Raw genomic sequence first — 24,623 nt, forward strand, 5'->3', positions numbered from 1 at the left:
GTGGCCGGCTACCGGCATACCTGCTACCTACTGCTCCTGCTGTGCCTGATCGCCGGGTCGGCACTGGCGCAGGAACCGGTTACCCTGACCGGTACGGTCAGCGACAGTGTGACCGGCACCCCGCTCGCGTACGCGACCGTCATCTTCACGCCGGAAAACCGTGGCGGCCGCACCGCCTTCGCCCAAACGGGTGAGGAAGGAAGCTTCACCCTTACACTGGCTGCCGACACGCGGTACCGGGCCGAAGCCTTCTACCTGGGCTACGGTGACCTCGTGCGCGCCGTGGGTCCGGTCACCGCCGATACCACGGTCATCTTCCGGCTGGCCCCCACGACCAACGAACTGAGCGAGGTGACGGTCCGCGACACGCTACCCCCCATCAGCCGCAGCGGCGACACCGTCACCTACAACGCCAAGCACTTCTACACCGGCCGCGAACGCAAGCTCAACGAGCTCATCGATAACCTGCCGGGCCTGGAGGTAGACGACGAAAACCGGATCACCTACCAGGGTAAGCCGGTAGACGACGTACTGGTCGAAGGCAAACCCTTCTTCGGCGGCAATGCCGAACTGGCCGTCACCGGGCTGCCCGCCGACGCCGCCGACCGCATCGAGGTACTCGAAAACTACCAGCCGCTGGGCTTCTCCCTCGACCCCGGTGCCGCGGCCAAGATCGCCCTGAACGTCAAGCTGCGCCCCGACCGGAAAAATATCGTCTTCGGTGAGGCCACGGCCGGTGCCGGACCGCCGCGCCACTACACGGGCCGGGCCGACGTGTTCAACTACACGCCGAACCGCAACCTGTACCTTATCGGGGGCAGCAACAATACCAATTCGGAGCTCCTCTCCTTCCGGCAACGCGTCCAACTGCTCGGCGGGCCCATGAGCCTGCGCCGCGACAATCACTTCGACCGCTATTCCGAGATGTCCACCCTGATGCCCCGCCCCTATACCACGGAGAGCAGCGCCCACCTCGCCGCCCTGGGAGCAGACTTTTCGCCGGTAGCCTCCACCACCCTCCACCTCTACGGCATCGTTTCCGACCAGCGCAACGATTTTCGCAACTTCTCCACCACCGTCTACGACCCCGCCGCCGGGTCCGGGCTCCTGGAGCGGGAAAATGAATCGGGTACCACCCACCATACCGCCGGCATCCTGCGCCTCGACGCAAAAACGTCCCTTCCCAAGCAGCAATTCATCACCCTCAACCTTCGCCTGCGCGGACTGGCCAGCGACCGGCGGGCCCAGCAGGACTACCGCGCCTCCACGGGTACCGACCGCACCTCCGGCAGCTCCGACGAGCGCAACTCCCTGGGGGCGGATCTCCTGACCGAATACGTCCGCCGCCTGCCGGGGGGCCACACCCACCACCTGTCCCTGTCCTTCCGCTTGGAAGATGCCGCCGAAGACCTGGTCCTCCGCAGCAACGTCCCTTTCCTGGAGAGCCTGGTACCCTGGTCGGCGGTCGAGGGTCCGTACCGGCTGGTGCAGCGTACCGCCCTCCCCGCCCGGCGCTGGTCGGTACACGACCGCTACGTCCACCGCTTCCACCCCAAACTCTACCTGACCGCGGAGGCCCGCGCCATGGGTAGCCGGGATGATATCGATCTCCGGCGCGAAATCACGCTTACGGACGCGGCGACCCGGCTGGACCGCGGCGAGCAGTCGGCCACCCTAACGCTCACTACCCTGCCGGGCGGCTGGAAACTCTCCCCCTCCCTGAACCTGTTCCGGCAGCACTGGCGGTGGGGCGGCGGCGCGCAGGATGCAAGGATCAGCGTACTTCCGGGCCTGCGGATCGAGCGCAGCCTGCCCAACCTTGGTGAGCTGACCGGCGGTTACGAGCGGTCGGTGAGCAACGCCGAGCGGAGCTGGTTCTACCCCGTGGCGTACGTCACCTCCTTCACCGCGTCCCGGATCGGCAACTCTTCTCTGGAACCCGTGGCGTCTTCCCGTGCATTCCTCGAGTTTCAGCGCACTGACCCGTTCAGCTTTTCCAGTTGGGGCGTGGCCGTTTCCCACACCTTTACGGAAGCCAGCAGCATCGTCAGTGCGCTCCGGCTGACGGGCAACGAGCGGCAATTCTTCTACGGGCAGCCCCGGGTGTCCACGCGTTCCTCCTCGGTGAACGGCCACTTCAGTAAGGAGCTGGACAAGGGCGACCTGCGCCTTATGCTCATTGCCTTCCAATCCCGTAACTACACCCTGCTCGATCGGGACCAACCGGTCGGAAGCCGGCAACGCACCGTCCTGCTGCGTGCCAGCTACAAGCACTTTGTCGGGGAAACATCGGACGTAACCTTCCAAACGAACCTCAACCGGGCGTCCTTCCGCCGGGGAGTGGCCAGCAGTAGCCTGCACACGCTCGGAGGCGGCATCAGCGGCAAGATCATGGCCGGCGACTGGGGGTTCTATCCTATGCTGGACGCCGACGTATACCAGGTAGCTACCGATCCGCTGTCCGTGGTGCGCGCCGGGGGAGAAGTGCGGTACCATCAGGCGCATTCCCCCTGGTCCTTCGAACTGCGCGGCAACGTACCGCTGACCGGCCGCGAGGTGCTGACGGCCTCCCAGACGGAGTTGTTCTACCAGGAGTCCATCCGGCTCACCTTCCCGGGCTACGCCCTGGTCGCCGTCAGCCGCGATTTCTAGCATAGGCCTACAGCGCGTGCGGCGCCACCTTGCCGCCCTCTAGTTCTTTCTTGTCCTTCAGCTGTACGATCATCATGCGGCAGGGTTTGCCGTCCAGGGTACCGGACTTGTGGCCCTTCTCACCGGTCGTGCCCTGGTCGGCGCCGAAGCTGAGTTCGCCGGTGCGCATCTCCACCCGCTGCCCGTCCATGGTTTCCACCCACCAGCCGCCGCTGATCGGGATGATCCACTGGGGGGCGGGGTTTTCGTGCCAGTCGCCGTCGAAGTCGGCGGGCAGCTCGCTAAAGATGATTTGGGTGGCCCCCTTCATCAGTTTGTTGTTCCACTGGCTGCCGGAATCGCCGCCCATGCTTTCCAGCTCGAAACCGGTGAGGTATTCTTTCTTCTGCCTGCTGGTGCCGTTTTGGTCGGTGTAGACGTGCCAGTAGGGGATCCTGGGTTTTTGGGGGTCGGCCATGGTTGGGTTTTTTGGGTGCAACCGGAGGATTCGGGGCTTTGTTTTACCGGGGATTTGCCCGCGGGCAACCCTACCCCGCGCGGTCGGAGACCGCTTCTTGCTTCCGCTGCCGGAGGCAGCATTGTACTTGTGCTGCCGGAGGCAGCATTGTACTTGTGCTGCCGGAGGCAGCGTGTTACAGCAGCGCGGCTCCGAACACCCCCGCCGAGTCCCCCAGCTTGGGCTTCAGGAATTTGGTGCCCATGCGCGGATTGAAGAGGTGGTCCACCACCTGCGGTACCCCCTGGGTATATAGCTCTTCGATGTTGCCCAGGCCGCCGCCGAGGACCACTACGTCGGGGTCGAGGACATTGATGATGTTGGCGATCCCCTTGGCGAAGAAGTGGAAAAACCGCTCCAGCGTCTGCGTAGCCGCGGCGTCGGTGCCCGCCCGGAAGCGGGGCACGATCTCGCGCATGGTGAGGGAGTTGCCACTCATGCGCAGGTAGTAGCGCTCGAGGGCCGGCCCGGCGATGATCTGCTCCGTACAGCCTACCCGACCGCAGTAGCAGTGGCCGCCCGAGACGTCGAGAAAGGTGTGGCCCCACTCCCCGCCGATGCCCTGGGCACCCCCGATGATCTTGCCGTCGACGATGACGCCGCCGCCGGTGCCCGTACCGAGGATCACGCCGAATACCACCTTGGCGTCGGGCGCCTCTTCCGGTACGCAGCCCATGAGGGTTTCGGCCACCGCGAAGCAGTTGGCGTCGTTGGCGAAGACGAGAGGCTTGCCGATGAGCCGTTCGAGGTCATGCCCCAGCGGCTTACCATTCAGGACCACGGTATTGCTGTTCTTCATCAGCCCCGTAGGCGGGTCGATCGTACCCGGCGTGCCAATGCCTACCCGCTCGGCGGTAAGGCCGGTGACCTCCTCCATTTCCCGGACGACCCGGGCAATGCCCGAAAGAATATGGTCGTAGCCCTTTTCGCGTTCCGTGGGGATACGCCGGCGCTCGACCACCTTGCCCTGTCCGTCCAGGACGACGCCTTCGATCTTGGTACCGCCCAGGTCAATGCCAAACTTCATGCCGTTGCTTTGCCGCAAAGTATCGTTTTTCTGGCATCCCCCCGGTTCGTCCCTTCCTTTACGCGTCCGGCCGGAACCCACGGCGCACCAGCAGGTAGAGCAGCGGGCCGAAAACCGGGAACAGCAACAGGGCGTAAACCACGGCGTTGCTCTGCCCCGCCTGCGTGCGCTCGGCCATGTCCGCCCGCGCGATGCGCAGGATCGGCCGGTAGATCAGCACGGCGACGACGATGACAACCAGGGCAAAAATCAGCGTTGAGGTAGGCACGGGCGGGGGTTTGCCTTTCTGAACCCCGTGGGGGGGTCCTTGTTTCAATGGGCATGACGACACTGAACGCCGGCGACGCCGCTCCCCCCTTCACCGCTACCCTCCAGGACGGATCCGAGGTTTCCCTGGGTGACTACCGGGGCAAGAAGCTGGTCTTGTTCTTCTACCCCAAGGACGATACGCCCGGCTGTACCGCCGCGGCCTGCAGCCTCCGCGATCACTACGCCGAACTGCGGGAGGCTGGCTACGCCCTGCTCGGCGTCAGCCCCGACGACCCGGCCAAACACCGCAAATTCATCGACAAGCACGATCTCCCCATGCCGCTGGTTGCCGACGAGGACCACGCCGTCATGGACGCTTACGGCGTATGGGGGCCGAAGAAGTTCATGGGCCGCGAGTACGACGGCGTGCACCGCACCACCTTCGTCATCGACGCGGAGGGGACGATCGAGCGCGTTATCACGAAGGTTAAGACCAAGACGCACGCCGCCCAGTTACTCGAAACGGCCTAGATGCTGGGCTACGTCTGGGAAGGTATTCGGGCGGGCCTGGTGCTCTCCCTGCTGGTGGGCCCCCTGGTGGTCCTGCTGGTTCAACTGAGCCTGCGGCGTGGTACGGTGGCAAGCTTTGCCGCCGCCCTGGGCATCTGGACCAGCGACGTCCTCTACATCTCCATCGCCCACTACGGCCTGGAAGGCCTGGAGCGTATACTGGAAAACGATTACCTCAACGAGATCTTCGGCACCATCGGTGCCCTCCTCCTGCTGGCCGTCGCCCTGGTGATGTGGTTCCGCAAGCCGCCCAGCCTCAAGGCCAACCGTATCATACCCTCTCGCCGCGGCCTGTTGAGCTGCTGGGCGCAGGGCTTTGCCGTCAATACCCTCAATCCCTTCACGGCCTTCTTCTGGTCGACCTTCGTGGTTACCCAGGTCCACAACCGTGAGCTCGTCGGCTACGAGTCGCTGGCCATCTACGCGGGCATCATGGGCACCATCATCGTAGCCGACGCGGGCAAGGTGCTCGGTGCCCGTAAGTTGCGCGAGCTTCTCAAGCCCGCGACCATGCAACGGGCCCAGCGGGCGGGGGCCCTGGCCCTGGGCATGTTTGGGATACTGCTCGCGGTGCGCGTCTGGATGTAGCCCGGCAGCCCGCGCCTGCGGCGCCTATCTTGGTACTATGCAAAAGGACATACGCGTCGCGGTCATCGGGGCGGGCTGCTCGGGCCTCGCCGCCGTAAAACACTGTCTCGATCAGGACCTGGCGGTAGTCTGCTACGAGGCAAACGCCGACCTCGGGGGCAACTGGCTGTACTCCGAAGAGCCCGGTCACAGCAGCGTCTGCGAAACCACCCACCTCATCAGCAGTAAATCCCTGAGTGGTTATCTGGAATTTCCGATGCCGGACCACTACCCCGACTATCCGAGTCACGACCAGGTGCTGGCCTACTTCCGGAGCTACGCCCGGCACTTCAATCTCCGGCCGCACATTCGCTTCAATACCCGGATCACCGAAGCCCGCCTGCTTCCCGACGGGCGCTGGCAGTTGAGCACGGAACGGGGAGATACGGCCACCTACGACTACCTGCTGACGGCCAACGGGCACCACCACGCGCCCCGCCACCCGGAAGCGGTGCGCGCCGCCTTTACCGGGCGCTACCTCCACAGCCACGAATACAAACACAACCGTTCCTTTACCGGCGAACGGGTCCTGGTCATCGGGGGCGGCAATTCGGGTTGCGACTGCGCGGTGGAGATCAGTCGGCTGGCCCGGCGTACCGACATCAGCATCCGGCGGGCGCACTATATCCTGCCCAAGTTCTTCCTGGGCAAACCCGTCGATACCTTCAACCGGACCCTCCGCTACTTTCCCGAATTCGTACAGCGGGGTCTGCGCCGGCTCACGGTCAAGGCCATGGTCGGTAATTACGCGGATTACGGACTGGAATCCCCCTCCGTGCCCGTAACGACCACCCACCCTACCCTCAATTCGGAGTTGCTTTACAAGATTCGCCACGGAAGGGTGCATCCCCGGCGGGCCATCGCCGGAGTGGCCGGTAAAACGGTGACCTTCGCCGACGGAAAAGAGCAGGAGTACGACACTATCGTAGCGGCTACGGGCTACCGCATCACCTTTCCCTTTCTCGACCGGGCCCTGATCGACTACGAGGAGGCCGAACGGATTCCGCTGTACCTGCGCATGTTCCATCCGGAGTACCCCACCCTCCTGTTCATCGGCCTCTTCCAGCCGCAGGGGGCGATCTGGCCCCTCTCCGACGCCCAGAGCCGGCTCGCGGCGGCCTATATGGCAGGCTCCTATACCCTGCCGCGCGACCTGCGCGCCCGCGCCGAGGCCGACTCCGACCGTATCGACCGGGACTTCCAGCGTTCGAAGCGACACACGATCGAGGTACACTACCATCCCTTCCTGCGCAGACTGCAGCGGGAACTAGACCGGAACTGATGCCCCCTCCGCGCGGTCGCGCAGGGCTTCGTTCAGGGCGATAAAGCCGTCCCTCGTGTCCTTTTCCAACTTTGACCGGAGCAGCGGCACCAGTATGCCGCGGAACCGCTCACCCTGTTCGAGGAGGGTGGAGCCGTCCGCCTGCGGGGTAAGCAGGAAGTAATGTTCCCCGTCGAAGATGCCCGGAATGCCGAGACTACCCAGCCAGCGGAGTTCGCGATCGGGGTCGGCGACCAGCACGCGGGGCCGGAACCGGGTACCGGCAATCGTGAGATTCAGCTTGCTACCCACGGTGGCCTCACCGGTAGCAGGGGTGATGAACGGGTTCCACTCAGCGTAGCGGGGGAAATCGGTCAGGATCGACCAGATGCGGCCAGGCGTGACTTGAATACGGATGGAGGTGGACAATTGGAGGGGCATCACGATTGCTTTTCTCCAAAACTAGGGGTCGTTACTCCCCCTCCGGTTGATCCAGATCAAGAAGCGAGATCAGCGCGAATGCGGCTCAGGGTCTCCGGGGTCATACCCAGCATGGAAGCCAGGTACTGCAGGGGAACGGCATTAAATAGCTCGGGGTGGTCGGCAAAGAAGGACTCGTACCGCTGGCGGGCGGTCATGGACAAAAAGGACAGCACGCGGTTCTCGAGGGTGACAAAGCAGTGCGCAAGGAAGCCGCGCTCGGCCCGCGACCAGCCGGGAATCTCCCGGGCCAGTCCGGCGTAATCGGCGGCCGAAATCACGGACATCTCGCAGTCCGTGAGGGCCGTGATGGTAAAACGGGCCGGCTGGTCGTAAACGAGGGCCGCCAGGTCGGTGACCAGGTAGCCGGGCAGGGCAATCCACTGCGTGACCTCCTTTCCGTGGATTTCCGTGAGGATGCGGAGATAGCCCGTCCGAACGAAGGCCATACGGGGGCGGTAACTTCCTTGCCGCAGAAAGTGCTCCCCCTTTGCCAGTTGCAGCGGGCTGAACTTGCGGGACAGGTGCTCAAGCTCCGCGGGTGGGAGTTCGAAGTAGTCCTGTAACTGGTAGGGGTCGATCATTTGATCCGGTCGGCGTTCGCCTTGAGGAAGCCTTCCCATCCGGAAAAGCGCTTGCCGCCCGGTACCGCGCTGCGGTTCTGATAATAGTGGCACATGGCCGCCCCGAGGGCATCGGTGGCGTCGGCCAGGTAGCGGCTGCTGTCCAGGTCGAACTCATTTTCCAGCATGGCGGCTACCTGCTCCTTGCTGGCGTTGCCGTTGCCGGTGATACTCTGCTTGATCTTGCGGGGGGCGTATTCCGTCACTTCCAGGCCCTGACCGATGGCCGCGGCCATGCATACGCCCTGGGCGCGGCCGAGCTTCAGCATCGACTGGGGGTTCTTGCCGAAGAAGGGCGCCTCGATGGACATGACCGTGGGCGAATGTTCCTGGATCACCTGCGTCAGGCGGCGGTGGATCAACTCCAACCGCCGGGCGTGGTCCTTGAGCTGGGCCAGTTTCAGGACGCCGAGCTCAATTACCCGTCGGCTGCGGGGACGTACCTCGACTACGGCAAAGCCCAGTACAACGGTGCCGGGGTCAATGCCCAGGATGCGGTATACGGCTGGTTCGGGAGTAGAATTCGTAGCCACGGGGGCTGGGGTGTTTGAATGAGTAAGTACGGTTTTTGCAACGCTGACACCGTAGTCGAGGGTACATCTCGTCGGCCTAAGGTAGCAGGAATTTAGGAAGAGAAACAAATTTTTGCTTTCGGCTGTGGGATTAAACTATTTGGAGGATAGGCCGAAGTGCCCCGAATACGTGTTCTGCCAAACGACTAATACGTTTTAGTCACCGGACTAAATCCTTACTTTGGGTTGATGACTACTCCTGCCTTCCTGCTTACCGCCTTGCTGCTCCTGCTGTCGGGTATCGGGGCTGCCCAGATCTCCTGGCCCGCGGGGCAGGTGCTGCCCTCCTTTCCGCGACCCGCTCCGGTACAGGATTTGGTCGTACTAGGCGGCAGCGCGGGGCTGGAAGGGGACGAGTTGTACCTCTTTTCCTCCCTCAAGGGAATCGTCAACCATACCCAACCCCGCATTTTCGCCTACGAAGGCAACGACGGCGGTGAGGGTCGGTATACCTGGCTGGAGTCCCTGGGCCTCGACTACGTTGAACACAGCGACCCCTGGGCGCTGATGGATAAGTACCACGGGGAAGTCGCCGGGCTGATCGTCTACGATCCCGAACAGCTGCACACGGTAAACCTGGCGACTATGCTCGCCGGTGAGCGCGGTGCCGTGATCGCCTCTCCCCGGCTGGCCGAACGGCTCGGCGCGGCGCCCTACCGCCTTCCCGTTCTGGAGGACCTGCGGGGCCGGTTCAGTAGCAAATTGGCGGTGTACGAGACGCTGTACGAGCAGCACTGGCAGGATAAGGACCGCCGCCTGCTGGTGGGCATCAGTCCCACGATCATCAAATCGGCGATCCGGGAATACGCGGTCGCCCTCGCGCTGCCGACCGTCTGGCTCGATCCGGAAGTGGCCGAAGAAAGCGAACTGCTCGACAAGTTTCTCGGCAGCATGGCCCCCGACGGCCACTACTTGGGCTGGTGGCCCGAGGAAGCGCCGGGCATCACGCGGGCCTCAAGCTTCGGAATTCCGACCATCCCGAGCGATTTCAGTTCCAACCTGACGGTCCACGGCGGATTCGACCGCACCATCCGTATAAAGCCCGCCCCCCCGGTTCCGGCGCTGGAAAATAAGATCTACGTGGCCTTCATCCTTAGCGACGGGGACAACCTGCAGTTCGTCGAGCACGCCCTGCGCAAGATCTGGTCCGACCCCGGACGGGGCTCCGTACCCCTGGGCTGGACGGTATCGCCGGCCATGCGGGACGCCATGCCCGGGGCACTTAATTACTACTACGACAGCGCTACCGATAACGATAACCTCATCTCGGGCCCCTCGGGGCTCGGCTATATCTACCCCAACTTCTACCCAGACGGCGAGCGCCTGGCCGAGTACGTACGGCGCACGGAGGCCTACAACCGCTCTACGGGCCTGCGGGTGACGACCGTCTGGAATACGATCACCGGGGGCGTCGACGCGCGCGCGGGCAAGACGTATGCCCGTTATGCTCCCTCGCTGCTGGGCCTTACCGCACAGAACACCGGGGGGCCGTTGTCCATCTACCGCGACAGCCTGCCGGTCAAGCCGCTTACCTGCAACTATTGCTGGGACGAAGAGAATATGGGCCGCCACATTGCCCAGGCTTCGGAAGGATGGGACGGTAAGGAACCGCGCTTTCTCATTATCCAGTCGCAGCCCTGGAAGGGAGCCACCCCCACCACCTTCCGGCGGGTGGCCGACGAGCTGGGGCCGGAATACCGCGTGGTGCGCCCGGACCACCTTTTCCTGCTCCTGCGCGAGCAACACGGCCTTGCGGTGCCCGGGGCGGAGTGAGCGACCCCACGGCTCGATCGATCGCGCGGCGATACCTTCGGGCATGCCCCGCTCCGTACATATCCGCTGGTGGCTCCGCCTGCTGGCGGTGGTCGTGCTGGGGATTTTTGCTTACCAGTTCGTCGGCCTGTCCCGACAGCTGGACCGGGATGCCTTCGTTGCGGCCGTTGCCCGACCCGGTAACGGACGGGTGCTCCTGCTTGTCCTGGCGCTAATGCCCCTCAACTGGCTACTGGAGGCACGCAAATGGCAACTGCTGCTGGACGCCTTTGTCCGCTGGCCCTACCGCCGCGTACTGCGGGCTACGCTGGCCGGGGTGAGCGTGAGCGCCGCCACGCCCAATCGCGTCGGGGAGATCGGCGGCCGCCTGCTGCTGGCCCGGCGCGCGGAGTGGGAGGCCGTCACCGCCTCTACCCTGCTCGGCAGCCTCTGCCAGTGGGTGGCCTTCCTGCTGCTGGCCTGGCCGGCCCTGGTACTTACGGTGGGCGCGCTGCCGGGGGTATTGGACGGCATCCCCCTGTGGCTGTTGCTACCGGTGGGGCCGCTGCTCCTATTGGGCGTCGGTCTGGGAGGTAAACCATTCGCCCGCTGGTTGTTACAATGGGTGAAAAAGCGGTTTGGTCGGGACGTGGACGCACTCCGCACAGCCCTGCAAAACGTTACGATTACACTAATCTTTCGCAGTAGCCTGTACGCCTGCCTGCGATTTGGTGTTTACTGTATGCAGCTGTACCTGCTGCTCTGGTTTTTCGGGCTGGAATTGCCCCTGGGCAAGGGCCTGGCCGGTATCGCGGCGATCTACCTGGTGCAGGCCGGCATCCCGTTGCCCCCCGGCCTGAACCTGGTCACGCGGACGGAGTTGGGTCTCCTGCTCTGGTCCGCCAACCCAGAAGACGCCGTAGCGGTACTGGCAGCATATACCGCCCTGTTCGGCGTTAACGTTCTGCTGCCGTCGATCCCCGGATACTGGTTTATCGTCCGGACAAACAAACTTGCATGAATTCTTTCGGTCTTAAATACTTGCTGCTGCTGTTTCTTGCCCTGCCGGGGCCGGATCCCGGTGCGGCCGGTCCGGAAGAAGCCACGCCCGACGACTTTCCCCTCACCGCCCCCGCACCCGCGCACCCCGCCCAGGTGGCACCCGACGTTTGCGGCATCGACAACACCGCCTTCCGTGCCGGGGAGGAGATCGTCTACAAGCTATACTACAACTGGAACTTCGTGTGGCTGGCCGCCGGCGAGGTGACCTTCCGCGTCCACGAGCTCGAAAACCAGTACCGCATCACCGTACGGGGACGGACCTACCCGAGCTACGAGTGGTTCTACAAGGTCACCGACAACTACGAGAGCTACCTCGACAAGGAGACCCTGCTGCCAAAGATCCACATCAAGGACATCCAGGAGGGCGGATACTCGCGCTACGACCGCACTACCTTTTACCAGGACGAGGAGCGTATCGTGAGCTACCGCGGCCGGACCCGTGACGACCTGAAGCCGAAGCACATGGACGTGGACCCCTGTATGCACGATCTCATCTCCATCATCTACTTCGCCCGCAACCTGAACTACGACGGCCTACAGCGCAACCAGGAGATACCGATCAAGATCCTGATGGACCAGGAGATGCACCCCCTCAAGATCCGCTACCTCGGTCCCGAAGCCGACGTGCGGATCAAGGGCAGCGGCAACTACAATACCCTGCGTTTCAGCCCGCAGCTGATCACCGGCGACCTCTTTACGGAGGGCGACGAGATGAAGATCTACGTAAGTGACGACCGCAACCGTATCCCGCTGCTCATCGAATCCCCCGTGAGCGTCGGCAGCGTCAAGGCGGTACTGAAGTCGTACCGCGGGCTGCGGTACCCCATGGAAGCTAAAGTCGGCAACTGATGAACCGTACTGTCCTCACTCTCGTCGTCGTTGTGCTGTCGTTCCTGCTGGGTATGGCCGCCCTTACCCTATACCAGAATCACCGGCAGGAACAGCAGGTACACGAGGAAGCTACCGTGCTCCTGGAGCGCGTGCGCAACGTGATGAAGCTGGTCACGGTGGAGGGCGACGTGAGCGAGCTCTTTTCGTCCACTTCTTCCCGTAACGTAACCTTTTACCTGCCGCTGCCCTCGCGCTTTTCCTTCGACAAGCAGGCTACGGTGGAGGTGCGCGGCACGGTACTGGTGGGCTACGACCTGGAGCAGCTGGACATCCGCATCGACCCCGACCGGCGCACGATGACGATCAGTAACCTGCCCGAGCCGGAGATCCTGGCCATCGACCACGAACTGATCTACCGCGACCTCAACGAGAGCTGGTTCAACACCTTCGACGCCGATGACTACAGCCGCCTCAACCGGCGCGCCAAGGAGCGCCTCCGCAACGCCGCCCTCGAGAGCGAACTGATGGCGCGGGCGCGGGTGCAAGGCAACTCCGTAATCGAAGGGATCGGGTACTTGGCCCGCAGCGCCGGCTACGAGCTGATCGTGGAGGGGGAAGCGCCGCCGACCGAACTGGAATAGGGAGTTGTCCGCTCAGTTTTTCATCCGGATCTCGATCACGCCGTTGGCCCCCTGCATACCGTAGCGGTTCGTTTCGCTCGTGGTCTTGAGCACCGTCACGCGGGCGATATCGTTGATGTCGACGGCGTTGTAGACCGAGGAAAAGTTGTTGCCCAGCACCGTACCGTCTACGACGAAGAGCGGCGAAGTATCGGCGTTGTAGGCCGTACCGCCGCGCACCCGGATGGTGGCCGAGGGGCCTTCGCCGCGCACCATCACGCCGGCCACCTGCCGCAGGTAGGAAGTGAGGTCGACACCGGTGGTAGCGGCCTCTACCTCTACGGTATTGGCGCCGCGGGCGCTGCGTGTGGCCCGGTGCGCTTGCTCGGTATCGGTAGCCGGCCGGCCGGTATGGCAGGAGGCCACCAGCAACCCGAGTAGGGTACAAAGGATGAGGCGGTACATAGTTGTGGATTGCGTGATCGAAGAGCCGACATTAAAGATACGGTGTGGGCTGCGGTGTGGCCTACGGCACCGGCGCCCGCTGCTCCGGGGATCGATAACGGGAAATACCAATGCACATCAAATCAGTCACCTGCATGAGTGGGTAGGAGGACCGCCCTTGCGGTCGCCCGGGGGCCGGACTTCGAACCGGCGTGAAAAAACCTACACTGTATGAGCCGGTACGGGTAGCGAGGTGCCAAATCGTCTACAGTCGGAAGCCTACTCCATCGAAGTGGGTATCGCCAACGCGAGTTTGTAGGTTTTAGCCGGGTTGGGGGCTGGAACCCGATCAGGCGCGCGCACAGGCTTGATCTTTTGGTTCTTTTCCATCAAGGGAAAAGAACGAAGGGTAGACGGTGGGGAAGGTTTCTCACAGATCGCCTGCGGCTGACACAGAGGCGCTGCGCTTCAGCACAGATGGCCGCAGATTCCCGTAGGGCTAATGCGATGGCCCGCAGGACTGACGTAGGATTGCGCAGATTGGGGGCGACCTGCGGTCTGCCCGTGGCACTGGCCCTCCACTCCAAGTCACCGGTACCGAAGACATCACCAATAGACAGCTAGCTGGGAAAATGCATGAGTGGTAAGTGAAACGCCATTGCGAACGCCCGGTGGCCGGACTTGCGGTTACCGGCGACTGGCACTAGGCGCGCGTTGACCAATGGTGTAAATTAACGCATGGGCAACTACACGAAGCCGCCCGCTGCGTAGGTCACAGGTTAGAGGGGGCGGAAAGCGTAAATCCGTTACCTTCGCGCCCCGAAACCTGCGCTCGTATGCAGGCAAAAAGCCCTATCCGATGATCGACATCACCCTCCCCGACGGCAGCGTCCGTCAGTATGAAGCCGGCAGTACCGCCATGGACGTCGCCCAGAGCATCAGCGCCGGCCTGGCCCGCAACGTGCTCAGCGCCCGCGTCAACGGCACCGTGATCGACGCCGACCGCCCCATCAACGAAGACGCCAAGCTGGAACTGCTTACCTGGAACGACCAGGGCGGCAAGGAAACCTTCTGGCACAGCACGGCCCACCTGATGGCCGAGGCACTGGAGGAGCTCTATCCGGGCGTCAAGCTCGGTATCGGCCCCGCTGTGGAGAACGGATTTTACTACGATATCGATACCGGCGACGACCGCAGTATTAGCAGCGAAGACCTGCCGAAGATCGAAGAGAAGATGCTTGAACTGGCCCGCCGCAAGGTAGACTACGTCCGCAAGGACGTCAGCAAAGCCGACGCCGTGGCCTACTTCAAGGAGAAGCAGGACCCGTACAAGCTAGAGCTCCTCGACCGTCTCCAGGACGGCAACATCACCTTCTACACCCAGGGCAATTTCACCGACCTCTGCCGTGGCCCCCACATTGCCAACACCGGTGCCATCAAGGCCATCAAACTGATGAAGGTGGCCGGTGCCTACTGGCTTGGCGACGAGAAGCGCAAGCAGCTCACCCGCATCTACGGCATCTCCTTCCCCAAGGCCAAGGAACTCAAGGAGCACCTCGAACTGCTCGAAGAAGCCAAGAAACGCGACCACCGCAAGCTCGGCCAGGAGCTCGAGCTCTTTATGTTCAGCGAAAAGGTGGGCGCCGGCCTGCCCATGTGGCTACCGAAGGGCACCCAACTGCGCGAACGCCTCATCAACTACCTCAGGGAGCGGCAGGAGAACGCCGGCTACCAGCAGGTGACCACCCCCCATATCGGCAAGAAAGAGCTGTACGTGACCAGCGGCCACTGGGACAAGTACGGCGAGGACAGCTTCCAGCCCATCAAGACCCCCAAGGAGGGCGAGGAGTTCCTGCTCAAGCCCATGAACTGCCCACACCACTGCGAGATGTACAAGTTTCGCCCCCGCAGCTACCGGGAACTGCCCCTGCGCTTCGCGGAGTTCGGCACCGTGTACCGCTACGAGCAAACCGGCGAATTGCACGGCCTCAGCCGCGTACGCGGCTTCACCCAGGACGATGCCCACATCTTCTGCATGCCTGACCAGGTGAAGGGTGAATTCCTGGCCGTGGTCGACATCGTGCGCGAAGTCCTCGGCATGATCGGCTTCGACGACGTCACCGCCCAGATCAGCCTCCGCGATCCGGAAACCCCCGAAAAGTACATCGGCTCGGAAAAGAACTGGAAAACCGCCGAGCAGGCCATCATCGACGCCTGTAAGGAAATCGACATGAAGACCGTCACCGCCTACGGTGAGGCGGCCTTCTATGGTCCCAAACTCGACTTCATGGTGCGCGACGCCCTCGGCCGGCAGTGGCAACTTGGCACCGTGCAGGTCGACTACAACCTGCCCGAGCGCTTCGAGCTGGAGTACATCGGCACCGATAACCAGCCCCACCGGCCGGTAATGATCCACCGGGCGCCCTTCGGCTCCCTGGAGCGCTTCACTTCGATCCTGATCGAGCACACCGGGGGCAAGTTCCCGCTCTGGCTCACCCCCGAACAGATCACCCTCCTGCCCATCAGCGAGAAGTTCAACGACTACAGCCGTGAGGTCCTGGTCGAACTGGCCAAGCACGATATCCGCGGCTCCGTCGACGACCGCAACGAAACTATCGGCCGCAAGATCCGCGACACCGAGCTCAAGCGCACCCCCTTCATGCTCATCGTTGGTGAGAAGGAAGTCGAGAACGGACAGGTAGCCGTGCGCGTACAGGGCGAAGGCGACCGGGGAGCTATGTCCGTGGAGGAGTTTGTGGCTTTCTTCCGGTCGCAACTGTAAGAGAATCAATTACATAGGTGCCACAGAGAAGAAGCACCTTCCGTGGCAACTCTTGGCGGTACTCTGTGTCACCTCCGTGTTTAACGCCCTTCGAACACCCTACGCTTCCCATAGTAGTTGTAAAAGAACACCACCCCGGTAGCCACCAGCTTGATCAGCCACTCCCGGTCCCCCAGTAGGGGTAGATAGTGCAGTCCGAAAACGATGCCCGCATCCAGCAAAAGCCCTCCCAGGCTCACCAGCATACTAAGGGCAAAGGCGGACCGCAGCGAGCGGCGCAGCTCGAAGACAAAGTAGCGCTGCAGGAAGAAGTTGAGCACCACGCTGCTCGAGTAAGCGATCAGCGTAGCCGGTACCGGCGGTAAATACCGATCGACCAGCAGCAGGTACAGGCCATAATTGATGCCCGTAGCGACCAGGCCGGTGAGGGCGAAGGGTACCTTCTTCCTGCCAAACGACCAGAGCCGGTGTACGGTCTTCCTCACGCCCCGGCGGAGAGTTCCCGGAAGTAATCGCGTACCTCCAGCCAGTCTTCCATACGCGGGTACCCGGTTTCGTGTACGTTGTGGGAAGCGGTAAACAGCAGTCCCTGTCCGTTAAAGGTGGCCAGGTTACTGACCTTGTCGTCGATCATGTAGTCGCCGTGGACAATACTCTTGTCGCCGCAGAATACGATGCGCTCCCAGTGTACGAAGGGCATATGCTCCTCCAGCCACTCCCACTTGTCGGTGAAGCTGTGCTTGAATTCCGTGGCGGCCGTAACGATGTAGACCTCGTACTTTCCGTACAGCTCCTCAACGACCTCACGGGCATCCTTCATGACGGGCAGGTCGCGGAAAAAGCCGGGCTTGCGCAGCTCATCGCGCATCGCCTCGATCCCCGGTAACTCATAGATTTTCTTACCGTAGTACGATTCTGGGTCCACCGGCTGCCCCTGCCACTCCTCGTATATTTCGTGGTAGCGCTGGTAATTGTCTACCATCACCTCGTCCATGTCAATACAGATGCGCATCAATGCTCTACTTTGGTTATCCCTATGGGTTTTTCGGGATCGTAACCCGATTCGTCCAGCTCCTGGTAGGCCGGCTCCACCTCGTGGTAGGCCACGGTCTCGCCGGTAGACATGCGCCGCATCGCCACGCGCAAGCGGTTCAGGAGCACCATCAGGGCGGGCAACAGCAGCAGCAGGACCGCGGTTGAGGCCAGCAATCCGAACGCCACCGAAACCGCCATCGGAATCAGGAACTGCGCCTGCCGACTGGTTTCCAGCAGCAGCGGTGCCAGTCCGGCGAAGGTGGTCAGCGACGTCAGCAGAATAGGCCGGAAACGGCTCCGTCCGGCTTCGTTCAGGGCATCCATCATGGTCATACCGCCGCGAATGTTATCGTTGAAGGTGGCTATGAATACCAGTCCGTCGTTGACGATGATCCCGACCAGGGCAATGACGCCGAGGCCGGAGAACAGCGAGATCGGCTTGTCGATCAGCCAGTGGCCGAAGATCACACCGATCAGGCCGAAGGGCAACAGTAAGAACAGCACCGCGGCCTGAGCTGCGGAGCGGAAGGTTAGGGCCACGACGAAGAACATCATCCCCAGCACTACCGGCAGTACGATCCACAGGGAGGCGGACGTCTTCATCTGGTCGCGGACCTGCCCGTCGGGCACGGTCGACACGCCGGGGTAATTGGCCAGAACGGCGGGAATGATCTGCTCGGCTACCGTTGCGTTGACGTCGGTCACCGAGACGGCGTTGGTGGCAATGTCGGCCTCCACCTTCACCTCCCGCTGTCCGTTGGTGTGGTTAATGGCGATGACGCCGCGCTGGGGTTCCAGGTTCACGATCTCGGAGATGGGGTATTGCGTTCCGTCGGGCAGGCGCACCCGCATATTGTTGAGGTCGGCCAGGCTGCGGCGGCTGTCGACGCCGTAGCGGAGCCATACCCGCACCTCATCCTCGCCGCGCTGCAAGCGCTGGGCTTCCGCCCCGAAGAAGGCGGAGCGGACCTGACCGACAATGTCCTGGAGGTCCAGTCCCAGGTAACGGGCCTTGTCCTTCAGCGTGATGTTGATCTCGCGCAGGCCCTCTTGGTTGGTATCTGTCACGTCGGTCAGTTCGGACATCTGTTCCAGTTCGGCCTTCACGTCCAGGGTGGCTGCCTCCAGTTCGTCGATGTCGCTACCGACCAGGCTTACGCTCACCGGCTTACCAAAGAAGGAGTTGCCGCCGTAACTGAGAATCTCGGCTTCCTCTACGGGGCCCACCTCGTCCCGGATGGCATTTTGTACCACACGCACTTCCAGGTCGCCGCGCTCTTCGCCCGGCAGCAGGGCCACCTCCAGGCTACCCTGGTAGGTCGTCGGACCTACGGCCACCTCGATGCGGGTTACCAGCTGGCGGCCGTCGTCGTAGAGTTCTTCGCTCATCCGTTCGTTGACGCGCTTGGCACCGTCGCGGATTCGCTCCAGCACCTCCAGGGTCTTGGTTTCCGGCGTACCGGCCGGCAGCTGCAGGGTGATGTCCACCTCGTCCCGCTCGATGGTCGGAAAGACGGTCGTGAGCACGAAGCCGCCACTCACCATGCCGATACTGAGGAAGAGCACGGCCAGGCAGATCGACAGGGTCAGGAACTTGAAGCGCATCGTCCACGCCAGGATGGGCGCGTACAGGGTATCGCGCAGGAAGGTCATCAGGTCGTCGAACTTGCGCTGGATCCAGTTCGGCTTCACGTCGGGGTCCAGTGCCTTGGAGTGGGAGATGTGGGTGGGCAGGATGATTGCCCCCTCGATCAGCGAAAAGATCAGCGAAAAGATTACCACGATGGCCATCTCCCGGAAAATATCGCCCAGCCGGCCGTCGATGAAGAAGAAACTGGAAAAGGCGATCACCGTAGTGAGGATGGCGGCGAACACCGCCCCCAGCACGTCGACGGTGCCGTTCAGCGCGGCCTTGACCCGGGGCAGGCCCCGCTCGTGGTAAGAGTAGATGTTTTCCCCGATCACGATACCGTCGTCGACCAGGATACCGATGACGATGATCATGCCGAACAGCGAAATAACGTTGAGCGTAATGTCCAGCGCGCTGGCCACGATGAACATACCCGCGAAACTGATCGGGATCGACAGCGCGACCCAGAAAGCGAGGCGCCAGTGCAGGAACACCGCCAGCAAAAGCGCTACGATCAGAAAGCCCTGGATGCCGTTGGTCTTCAGCGTGTCCATGCGCTGCCGCAACGTGACGCTGGCGTCGTTGATGATCTTTCCCTGGATGGTTGGGCTGGAGGCATTGAAGTCCTCCAGGTAGGCCTTTACATCGTCGGTGATGGTGAGCATGTCTTCTTCCAGGGTGTTCGACACGTCGATGCGCACGCTGGGCAGGTCGTCCACCCACCCGCGGTTCGGCTGGTCGGCCCAGCGGTCGCGTACGGTAGCGACCTGGCTCAGGCGCACGGTGCCGCCGGCGGGGGTGGACTTGATGACGATGTCCTTCAGGCCGTCGGCGTAGTATTCTTTGTTGCGGGCCCGCAGCAACAGTTCCTCATTGAGTCCTTTCACGGTACCACCGGTCACGTCCACGTTGGTGCGGCGCACCGCGTCGGCGGCCTCCTGGAAAGTAAGGCCGTAAGCCTGCAGGTCGGACTCACGGAAGGCGATCTCGATCTCCTCGTCCGGAAACCCGCTTAGCTCCACCTTCGATATTCCGTCGATGGCAAGTAGGTCATTTTCCACCTGCCGCGCCATGGTCTTCAGCGCCTGCAGGTTGGCGCCTTCACCGGTCAGGGCGAAGGATATGGCCCGGCCCAGGCGCTCCTGCTTGAAGATCACCGGCGGTTCCATACCGGTAGGGAAGCTGCTGACGCGGTCCACTTCGTTCTTGACGTCCTGCAGGATGATGTCCGTGTCGTACCCCTTGAACACTTCCACGGTGATGCTACCGCTGTTCTCCGAGCTGACGCTGGTGTAGCGCTCTACGCCGGTGAGGCCCTTCAGGTTCTCCTCGATCTTGCTCACGATACCCTCCTCTACTTCCTCGGGGCTGGCCCCCGGATAGGCTACCTGGATGAAGATCTCCCGGCTCGGCGTTTCCGGAAAGAAGGTGGACTTCATCTGGAACAGGCTGATTGTGCCCATGATGAGCAGGGCAAACATCAGCAGGTTGGCCGCGACCGGAAACTTGATGAAGTAGTGTATAAATCCTCTCATGGCGGGGGGTTACTGTAGACTGCTGTTGGGGCTGGCGTCGCGGATGGCGGAAGCCTCCGCGCCGGGGGCGGCAGCCTCGGGCTCCTCTACGCGTACGAGCATCCCGTCGAAGGCACCCGGCACGGTACCGGTCAGCAATTGGGTGCCGTTTTCGAGGCCGCTTACGATGGCGGTCTGCCGGTTGGACTTGCGTACGGTGACCGGTTGCAGGGTCAGGATGCTGTCGTCGCGGATGACGTACACCTCATTTTCGTCGATCAGCAGATTGCGGTCGATCTCCACTACGTTCTCAATGGTCCGGGCGTCGGCCTCGCCGCGCATGTACATTCCCTCGCGGAGATCCTTTCCGCTTACGCCGACGTATACCTCCACCGTCTGGGACCCTTCGTCGATCTGGTCGCTGATCCGGCGGATCGTACCGCTCCACTGCCCGTCGATGTCCTCGCTGTAGAGGTCCACCTTGCCACCGTTCTCCAGGTACTTGAGGTCCGATAGCGGCACCGTGGCCACCATTTCGTAGTAGCCGGTAGCCATCAGCTCGCCGATGATCTGTCCGGGCCGCACCAGGGCTCCCTGGTCGACCGATACGGTGGTCAGCACGCCCGAAAAGGGTGCCCGGATGACGTACTTGCTCAGGCGTTCCTCCAGGCTCTTGATGTTGTAGAACTGGGTGTAGAGGTTGCGCCCGGCGATGAAGAGCTTTTCGCGCTGGTTGACGGCCTCCGGCAGCTCGGGCAGGGGCGCGTTCACGTCGAATTCGTCGAGGTAGAGCTCCCAGGTCATGAAGCTTTCCGGGTAGTCGATCTTCAGGTCGGGCATAAGCTGCGCGATGGAGTTCATCAGCGTCGCCTTCTGTGCCTGCAGGTTCAGACGGGCCTCCTCGTCGTTGAGGCGCAGGATGATGTCGCCCTTCGGGAAGTAGGTGCCCTCCTTCAGGGGGCGGCTGCTTTCCTCCACTACCCCGCCGACCTCGCTGTAGAGCTCGATCTTGTTGTAGGCCTGCAGCCGACCCTGTACGTCCAGGGTGGCGTCCAGATCGGCGTTGTTCACCGTCAGGGTCTCGACGGTGCGTATCCGTTTCTCCGGCGGGCGGCGTGGCGCCTCCGCCTTCTGGGAACCCAGAAACTGCATACCGAAGTAGCCGATGGCGATGATGCCCACCCCCAGCAGGGCCTTGAGCGCGTTTCTGATCGTATTGCTTTTCATTTGCTAGTCTTTGGCACAACCGGTAAAGATAACCGGAGGGGAGCAGTTGGGTTGTGGGGAATCGAGACGGTCCCTTCGGGGGTTACAGGCGGAAACGCAGGTGCGAGGCCAATCAGAACGGCCAGAAGGCTTTGGCTATGGCACCTACGATCACCAAGATAAGTAATCTGTACGCCCAAATTCCGGCGGAGGGCGAGCGCGCGGCGTATCTGGCGGTCAGGTAGCCCCCCGCGGTCTGCCCCACGGCCATGAGAAGCCCCAACTCCCAGTCGATGAGGCCGCGGTAGGCGTAGATGGCTACCGCTATACCGGTATAGATCAGGACGACGATTCCCTTCACCACGTTCGCCTGGATGATTTCGTAGCGGGCCACCAGCACCGTCAGGGCCAGGAAAAAGATACCCATCCCCATCTGAATGAAGCCGCCGTAAATACCCAGCGCGAAGAAGGCCGGAACCAGGATCCAGTAAGACAGTGGCCGCTCGTCGGCCGTACCGATCAGCCACCGCTTCGGGTTCACCAGCACGACCAGCAGCATCACCACCAGCAAGTAGCGGAAGATCGAGCGGTAGGTGGCGTTGTCCACCACCAGGCTGAGCCAGATGCCCAGCAGGGCGCCGGCGGTGGTGATCCCCACGATGGTCCACATTTCCCGGCTACGGGAGGCCGACAGGTCGAGCCGGCCCGCCTGCTTGAAGGCCCAGGTCCCGGCCAGGCTCTGCGTCACGATGCCTACCCGGTTGGTGGCGTTGGCCACCGTCGCCGGCAGGCCGAGTACTTCCATCAGGATCGTCAGGGTGATGGCGGAGCCGTTACCGGAGAGGGTGTTGATGCCCCCCGCCAGCAGGGAACCCACCAGCGCGATGAGGTAGTCGACCATCACCGGGTAAGCACGATATAGTCAAGCAGGAGTGTTTCCAGAAATTTTTCCGGATCGGCACCGCTTTCCGTGTCGGGTACGTCCAAAACTTCCGCCAGCCGCCGGGCCAGCAACTGCAGGGCTTCGCGGTGCGCCCGGTTGCGGTAACGCTGGTGGCGCAGCAGGCACTGCTTCACGGTAAGCATGTCCGCGTCCGTAAGTCGCTCTACGGCCGGATAGCGGGCCACGTGCTGCGTCCGGTTGCGGATCGTCAGGATATCGCCCAGGCTTACCCCGCCGCGGTCGTCGGTATGGATCACCACCGTGCGTGCCACGAGGTCACCGAGCCGCTGATTTTGTCCGCCGGTGGCCACCAGCAGCACCGCCAGCATGCCGCCCGTAAAGAGCACGTCGGGAAGCAGGAAAATGGAACGGATCAAAAAATCGGCGGGGGTAGGATCTTCCCCGTCCAGGCGGATGACCCGCAGCCGCAGCAGGCGCTTGCCCAGCGTCTGCCCGCGGCTGAACATTTCGGAAAGGAAAAAATAGGCGAGTACCCCGAAAACGGGCCCAAACTGAACGACGATGGCGGGATTGAGGACCACACCCGCACTTTCCAGCAGGAAGACCAGCAGCAGGTACCCGATGACGAACACGACGGCATCGATACAGAAGGCGCCGATCCGCACGCCAAGACGGGCGGTCTCGTAGTCGATGCGCACGTTCTGCGTGGTATGGATGGTTACGGCGGGCATGGGGCGCGGCAAAGTTACTAAACCTTTAAAGGCAAGTACCTTGTGCATAAACTTTCGCTTTCGCGCGTACCTATCTTTCCAACCGGTCGCTCGCTGAAGCCCGTTTTACGCCATGAGCAAGAAATCGATATACCTGATTATCGGACTGATCGTCACGGCCATCATCGGCCTCATCATCCTGCAGCTGCGGTTGATTCAGACCGGACTGGAGGTGAACAAGGAGCGCTACGACCGCGCCATCCAAGGTGCCCTGAAGAAGGTGGCGGACGAGGTGGAGGACAACGAAGAGGACGAGATCCGACTGACCCTCAACAACGGCTACGCGGGCGGCGTACCGGAAGGCCTCTACGGCGAATTTCTGATCGGTTCGCCCACCACCGGCCTGCTCGGAGCCCGTACCATCCGGATCAGCCCCAGCAGTCTCCGCCTGCGCTACCAGTTCGCGAGCCGTAACCTGGAGGAACGTATCGACCGCGACGCCATCCACAAGCAGCTCCAAAAAGAACTGCGCAACGCGGGCATCAGCGACGACCTGGAATACGGCATCTACGACAGCCGCAGCCAGCGCTTCATTAGCCGCAACGGCCGCCAGCTGTCCCCCCTCGGGTCCGATACCAGCCGCCACGAGGACCTGATGCACCCCGACTACGTCGTCAGCCTCTTCGACGAGGATGCCAACATCCCCGGCCAGATCCGGGCTTACAGCCCCGACAAGGACAGCGTCGTGTACAGTTCCCTGTACGGCAACTTTGCCGTCACGCTGCTCTTCGTACTCATCATCCTGGGCTGCTTCGTATACACCATCTACGTGATCCTCATGCAGAAGAAGTTGTCGGAAATGAAGACCGACTTCATCAACAACATGACGCACGAGTTCAAGACGCCCATCGCCACCATCTCGCTGGCCACCGACAGCATCGTGAGCCCGCGCATCAGCGGCCACCCCGACAAGGTGCAGCGTTTCGCACGCATCATCAAGCAGGAAAACAAGCGGATGAACGACCAGGTGGAGAAGGTGCTGCAGATGGCCAAGCTCGACAAGAGCAAGCTCAACCTCAACCTGACGGCCGTCGACCTGAACGACGTGGTGCAGAGCGCCGTGGAATACATCTCCCTGCAGGTGGAGCCCCGGGGCGGCACCGTGAACACCCGCCTCGACGCCGACCCCTCCGTGGTCGAGGGCGACCTGACCCACTTGTCCAGCCTGGTAAATAACCTGCTCGACAACGCCAACAAGTACTCACCGGAGGCACCGCGCATCATCGTTTCCACTGCCAACGTCCCCCGGGGCGTACAGGTCACGGTGACCGATCATGGCCTAGGAATGACCCGCGAAGCACGAAAAAACATTTTCGACCGTTTCTACCGGGTACACACGGGTGATCGACACGACGTTAAGGGCTTCGGATTGGGCCTTTCCTACGTTAAAACGATCACGGACGTGCACAGCGGAACCATCGAGGTGAGGAGCGAGCTCGGCAAGGGCAGCAGTTTCATCGTTACGTTCCCTTACCGCCAGCCCGAATGACCCTTCACGCTTTTTATCTTTAAAACC

The 24,623-nt window shown here is 62.3% G+C and carries 23 protein-coding genes; 10 read left to right on the forward strand and 13 right to left on the reverse strand.

Translation table 11 applies throughout. The features are described from left to right. Nucleotides 1–2,652 carry a carboxypeptidase regulatory-like domain-containing protein gene (locus tag DQG19_RS11485; protein ID WP_116126392.1) on the forward strand — a complete coding sequence of 884 codons (2,652 nt, stop codon included), beginning with the start codon at nucleotides 1–3 and terminating at the stop codon, nucleotides 2,650–2,652. A gap of 7 nt (nucleotides 2,653–2,659) precedes the next feature. Here DQG19_RS11485 and DQG19_RS11490 read toward each other — a convergent pair whose 3' ends face one another. The 3 genes from DQG19_RS11490 to DQG19_RS11500 form a co-directional block, all read right to left on the reverse strand. Beyond that, complete coding sequence (locus DQG19_RS11490; protein WP_116126393.1) at nucleotides 2,660–3,109, reverse strand: cupin domain-containing protein; 450 nt, start codon at nucleotides 3,107–3,109, stop codon at nucleotides 2,660–2,662. 175 nt (nucleotides 3,110–3,284) lie between these two features. Further along, complete coding sequence (locus DQG19_RS11495) at nucleotides 3,285–4,175, reverse strand: ROK family protein (protein WP_116126394.1); 891 nt, start codon at nucleotides 4,173–4,175, stop codon at nucleotides 3,285–3,287. A gap of 58 nt (nucleotides 4,176–4,233) precedes the next feature. Next, a complete protein-coding gene (locus tag DQG19_RS11500) occupies nucleotides 4,234–4,443 on the reverse strand; it encodes a hypothetical protein (RefSeq protein WP_116126395.1) in 210 nt (69 codons plus the stop codon). Between the two features lie 53 nt (nucleotides 4,444–4,496). On the opposite strand from DQG19_RS11500, the gene bcp reads away from it, so the two are divergent. Genes bcp through DQG19_RS11515 form a run of 3 tightly spaced genes read left to right on the forward strand, consistent with a single transcriptional unit; the run spans nucleotide 4,497 to nucleotide 6,903 of the window. Next, a complete protein-coding gene (gene bcp / locus DQG19_RS11505) occupies nucleotides 4,497–4,955 on the forward strand; it encodes a thioredoxin-dependent thiol peroxidase (RefSeq protein ID WP_116126463.1) in 459 nt (152 codons plus the stop codon). Continuing rightward, a complete protein-coding gene (locus DQG19_RS11510; protein ID WP_116126396.1) occupies nucleotides 4,956–5,582 on the forward strand; it encodes a LysE family transporter in 627 nt (208 codons plus the stop codon). 37 nt (nucleotides 5,583–5,619) lie between these two features. Next, nucleotides 5,620–6,903 (forward strand): flavin-containing monooxygenase, encoded by a 1,284-nt coding sequence (locus DQG19_RS11515; protein ID WP_116126397.1) that lies wholly within the window; start codon nucleotides 5,620–5,622, stop codon nucleotides 6,901–6,903. On the opposite strand, the gene DQG19_RS11520 is transcribed toward DQG19_RS11515, so the two are convergent. The 3 genes from DQG19_RS11520 to ruvC are packed head-to-tail and all read right to left on the reverse strand — an operon-like array spanning nucleotide 6,889 to nucleotide 8,518. Next, complete coding sequence (locus tag DQG19_RS11520) at nucleotides 6,889–7,323, reverse strand: SRPBCC domain-containing protein (protein ID WP_116126398.1); 435 nt, start codon at nucleotides 7,321–7,323, stop codon at nucleotides 6,889–6,891. The two genes, DQG19_RS11515 and DQG19_RS11520, sit on opposite strands and share 15 nt — an antisense overlap. A gap of 56 nt (nucleotides 7,324–7,379) precedes the next feature. Further along, on the reverse strand, nucleotides 7,380–7,946 hold the full coding sequence (locus tag DQG19_RS11525; protein WP_116126399.1) for a Crp/Fnr family transcriptional regulator: 567 nt from the start codon (nucleotides 7,944–7,946) through the stop codon (nucleotides 7,380–7,382). After that, entirely contained in the window at nucleotides 7,943–8,518 is a 576-nt protein-coding gene (gene ruvC / locus DQG19_RS11530) for a crossover junction endodeoxyribonuclease RuvC (RefSeq protein ID WP_116126400.1), read from the reverse strand. The genes DQG19_RS11525 and ruvC overlap by 4 nt, the downstream gene beginning before the upstream one ends. A gap of 228 nt (nucleotides 8,519–8,746) precedes the next feature. Between ruvC and DQG19_RS11535 the strand changes: the two genes are divergently transcribed. Genes DQG19_RS11535 through DQG19_RS11550 form a run of 4 tightly spaced genes read left to right on the forward strand, consistent with a single transcriptional unit; the run spans nucleotide 8,747 to nucleotide 12,843 of the window. Beyond that, on the forward strand, nucleotides 8,747–10,330 hold the full coding sequence (locus DQG19_RS11535; protein WP_116126401.1) for a GxGYxYP domain-containing protein: 1,584 nt from the start codon (nucleotides 8,747–8,749) through the stop codon (nucleotides 10,328–10,330). 43 nt (nucleotides 10,331–10,373) lie between these two features. Next, nucleotides 10,374–11,330 (forward strand): lysylphosphatidylglycerol synthase domain-containing protein, encoded by a 957-nt coding sequence (locus tag DQG19_RS11540; protein ID WP_116126402.1) that lies wholly within the window; start codon nucleotides 10,374–10,376, stop codon nucleotides 11,328–11,330. After that, nucleotides 11,327–12,220, forward strand: a complete 894-nt coding sequence (locus tag DQG19_RS11545; protein ID WP_116126403.1) for a DUF3108 domain-containing protein — start codon at nucleotides 11,327–11,329, stop codon at nucleotides 12,218–12,220. The genes DQG19_RS11540 and DQG19_RS11545 overlap by 4 nt, the downstream gene beginning before the upstream one ends. Next, a complete protein-coding gene (locus DQG19_RS11550; RefSeq protein ID WP_116126404.1) occupies nucleotides 12,220–12,843 on the forward strand; it encodes a DUF4230 domain-containing protein in 624 nt (207 codons plus the stop codon). The genes DQG19_RS11545 and DQG19_RS11550 overlap by 1 nt, the downstream gene beginning before the upstream one ends. 12 nt (nucleotides 12,844–12,855) lie before the next feature. On the opposite strand, the gene DQG19_RS11555 is transcribed toward DQG19_RS11550, so the two are convergent. Next, a complete protein-coding gene (locus DQG19_RS11555; RefSeq protein ID WP_116126405.1) occupies nucleotides 12,856–13,287 on the reverse strand; it encodes a TonB-dependent receptor plug domain-containing protein in 432 nt (143 codons plus the stop codon). 838 nt (nucleotides 13,288–14,125) lie between these two features. On the opposite strand from DQG19_RS11555, the gene thrS reads away from it, so the two are divergent. Continuing rightward, nucleotides 14,126–16,048, forward strand: coding sequence for a threonine--tRNA ligase (thrS, locus tag DQG19_RS11560; protein ID WP_116126406.1), 1,923 nt, complete (start codon nucleotides 14,126–14,128; stop codon nucleotides 16,046–16,048). Nucleotides 16,049–16,128: 80 nt separating this feature from the next. Here thrS and DQG19_RS11565 read toward each other — a convergent pair whose 3' ends face one another. The 6 genes from DQG19_RS11565 to DQG19_RS11590 form a co-directional block, all read right to left on the reverse strand. Next, complete coding sequence (locus tag DQG19_RS11565) at nucleotides 16,129–16,533, reverse strand: GtrA family protein (RefSeq protein WP_157974464.1); 405 nt, start codon at nucleotides 16,531–16,533, stop codon at nucleotides 16,129–16,131. After that, nucleotides 16,530–17,060 carry a 5' nucleotidase, NT5C type gene (locus DQG19_RS11570; RefSeq protein WP_116126408.1) on the reverse strand — a complete coding sequence of 177 codons (531 nt, stop codon included), beginning with the start codon at nucleotides 17,058–17,060 and terminating at the stop codon, nucleotides 16,530–16,532. Before DQG19_RS11570 ends, DQG19_RS11565 begins: the two co-directional genes overlap by 4 nt. Further along, complete coding sequence (locus tag DQG19_RS11575; RefSeq protein ID WP_116126409.1) at nucleotides 17,060–20,248, reverse strand: efflux RND transporter permease subunit; 3,189 nt, start codon at nucleotides 20,246–20,248, stop codon at nucleotides 17,060–17,062. Before DQG19_RS11575 ends, DQG19_RS11570 begins: the two co-directional genes overlap by 1 nt. Before the next feature lie 9 nt (nucleotides 20,249–20,257). Next, the gene (locus DQG19_RS11580; protein ID WP_116126410.1) at nucleotides 20,258–21,454 is read right to left on the reverse strand and encodes an efflux RND transporter periplasmic adaptor subunit; all 1,197 of its coding nucleotides are present in this window, start codon (nucleotides 21,452–21,454) and stop codon (nucleotides 20,258–20,260) included. Nucleotides 21,455–21,566: 112 nt separating this feature from the next. Further along, nucleotides 21,567–22,334, reverse strand: a complete 768-nt coding sequence (locus tag DQG19_RS11585; protein ID WP_116126411.1) for a sulfite exporter TauE/SafE family protein — start codon at nucleotides 22,332–22,334, stop codon at nucleotides 21,567–21,569. Then, a complete protein-coding gene (locus tag DQG19_RS11590; RefSeq protein WP_157974465.1) occupies nucleotides 22,334–23,068 on the reverse strand; it encodes an RDD family protein in 735 nt (244 codons plus the stop codon). Before DQG19_RS11590 ends, DQG19_RS11585 begins: the two co-directional genes overlap by 1 nt. A 112-nt stretch (nucleotides 23,069–23,180) precedes the next feature. Here DQG19_RS11590 and DQG19_RS11595 point away from each other — a divergent pair, with 112 nt between their 5' ends. Next, complete coding sequence (locus DQG19_RS11595) at nucleotides 23,181–24,596, forward strand: sensor histidine kinase (RefSeq protein WP_116126413.1); 1,416 nt, start codon at nucleotides 23,181–23,183, stop codon at nucleotides 24,594–24,596. Nucleotides 24,597–24,623 lie beyond the last annotated feature (27 nt).

It is taken from the genome of Lewinella sp. IMCC34183 (genome assembly GCF_003390915.1).
Taxonomy (GTDB): Bacteria; Bacteroidota; Bacteroidia; order Chitinophagales; family Saprospiraceae; genus Neolewinella.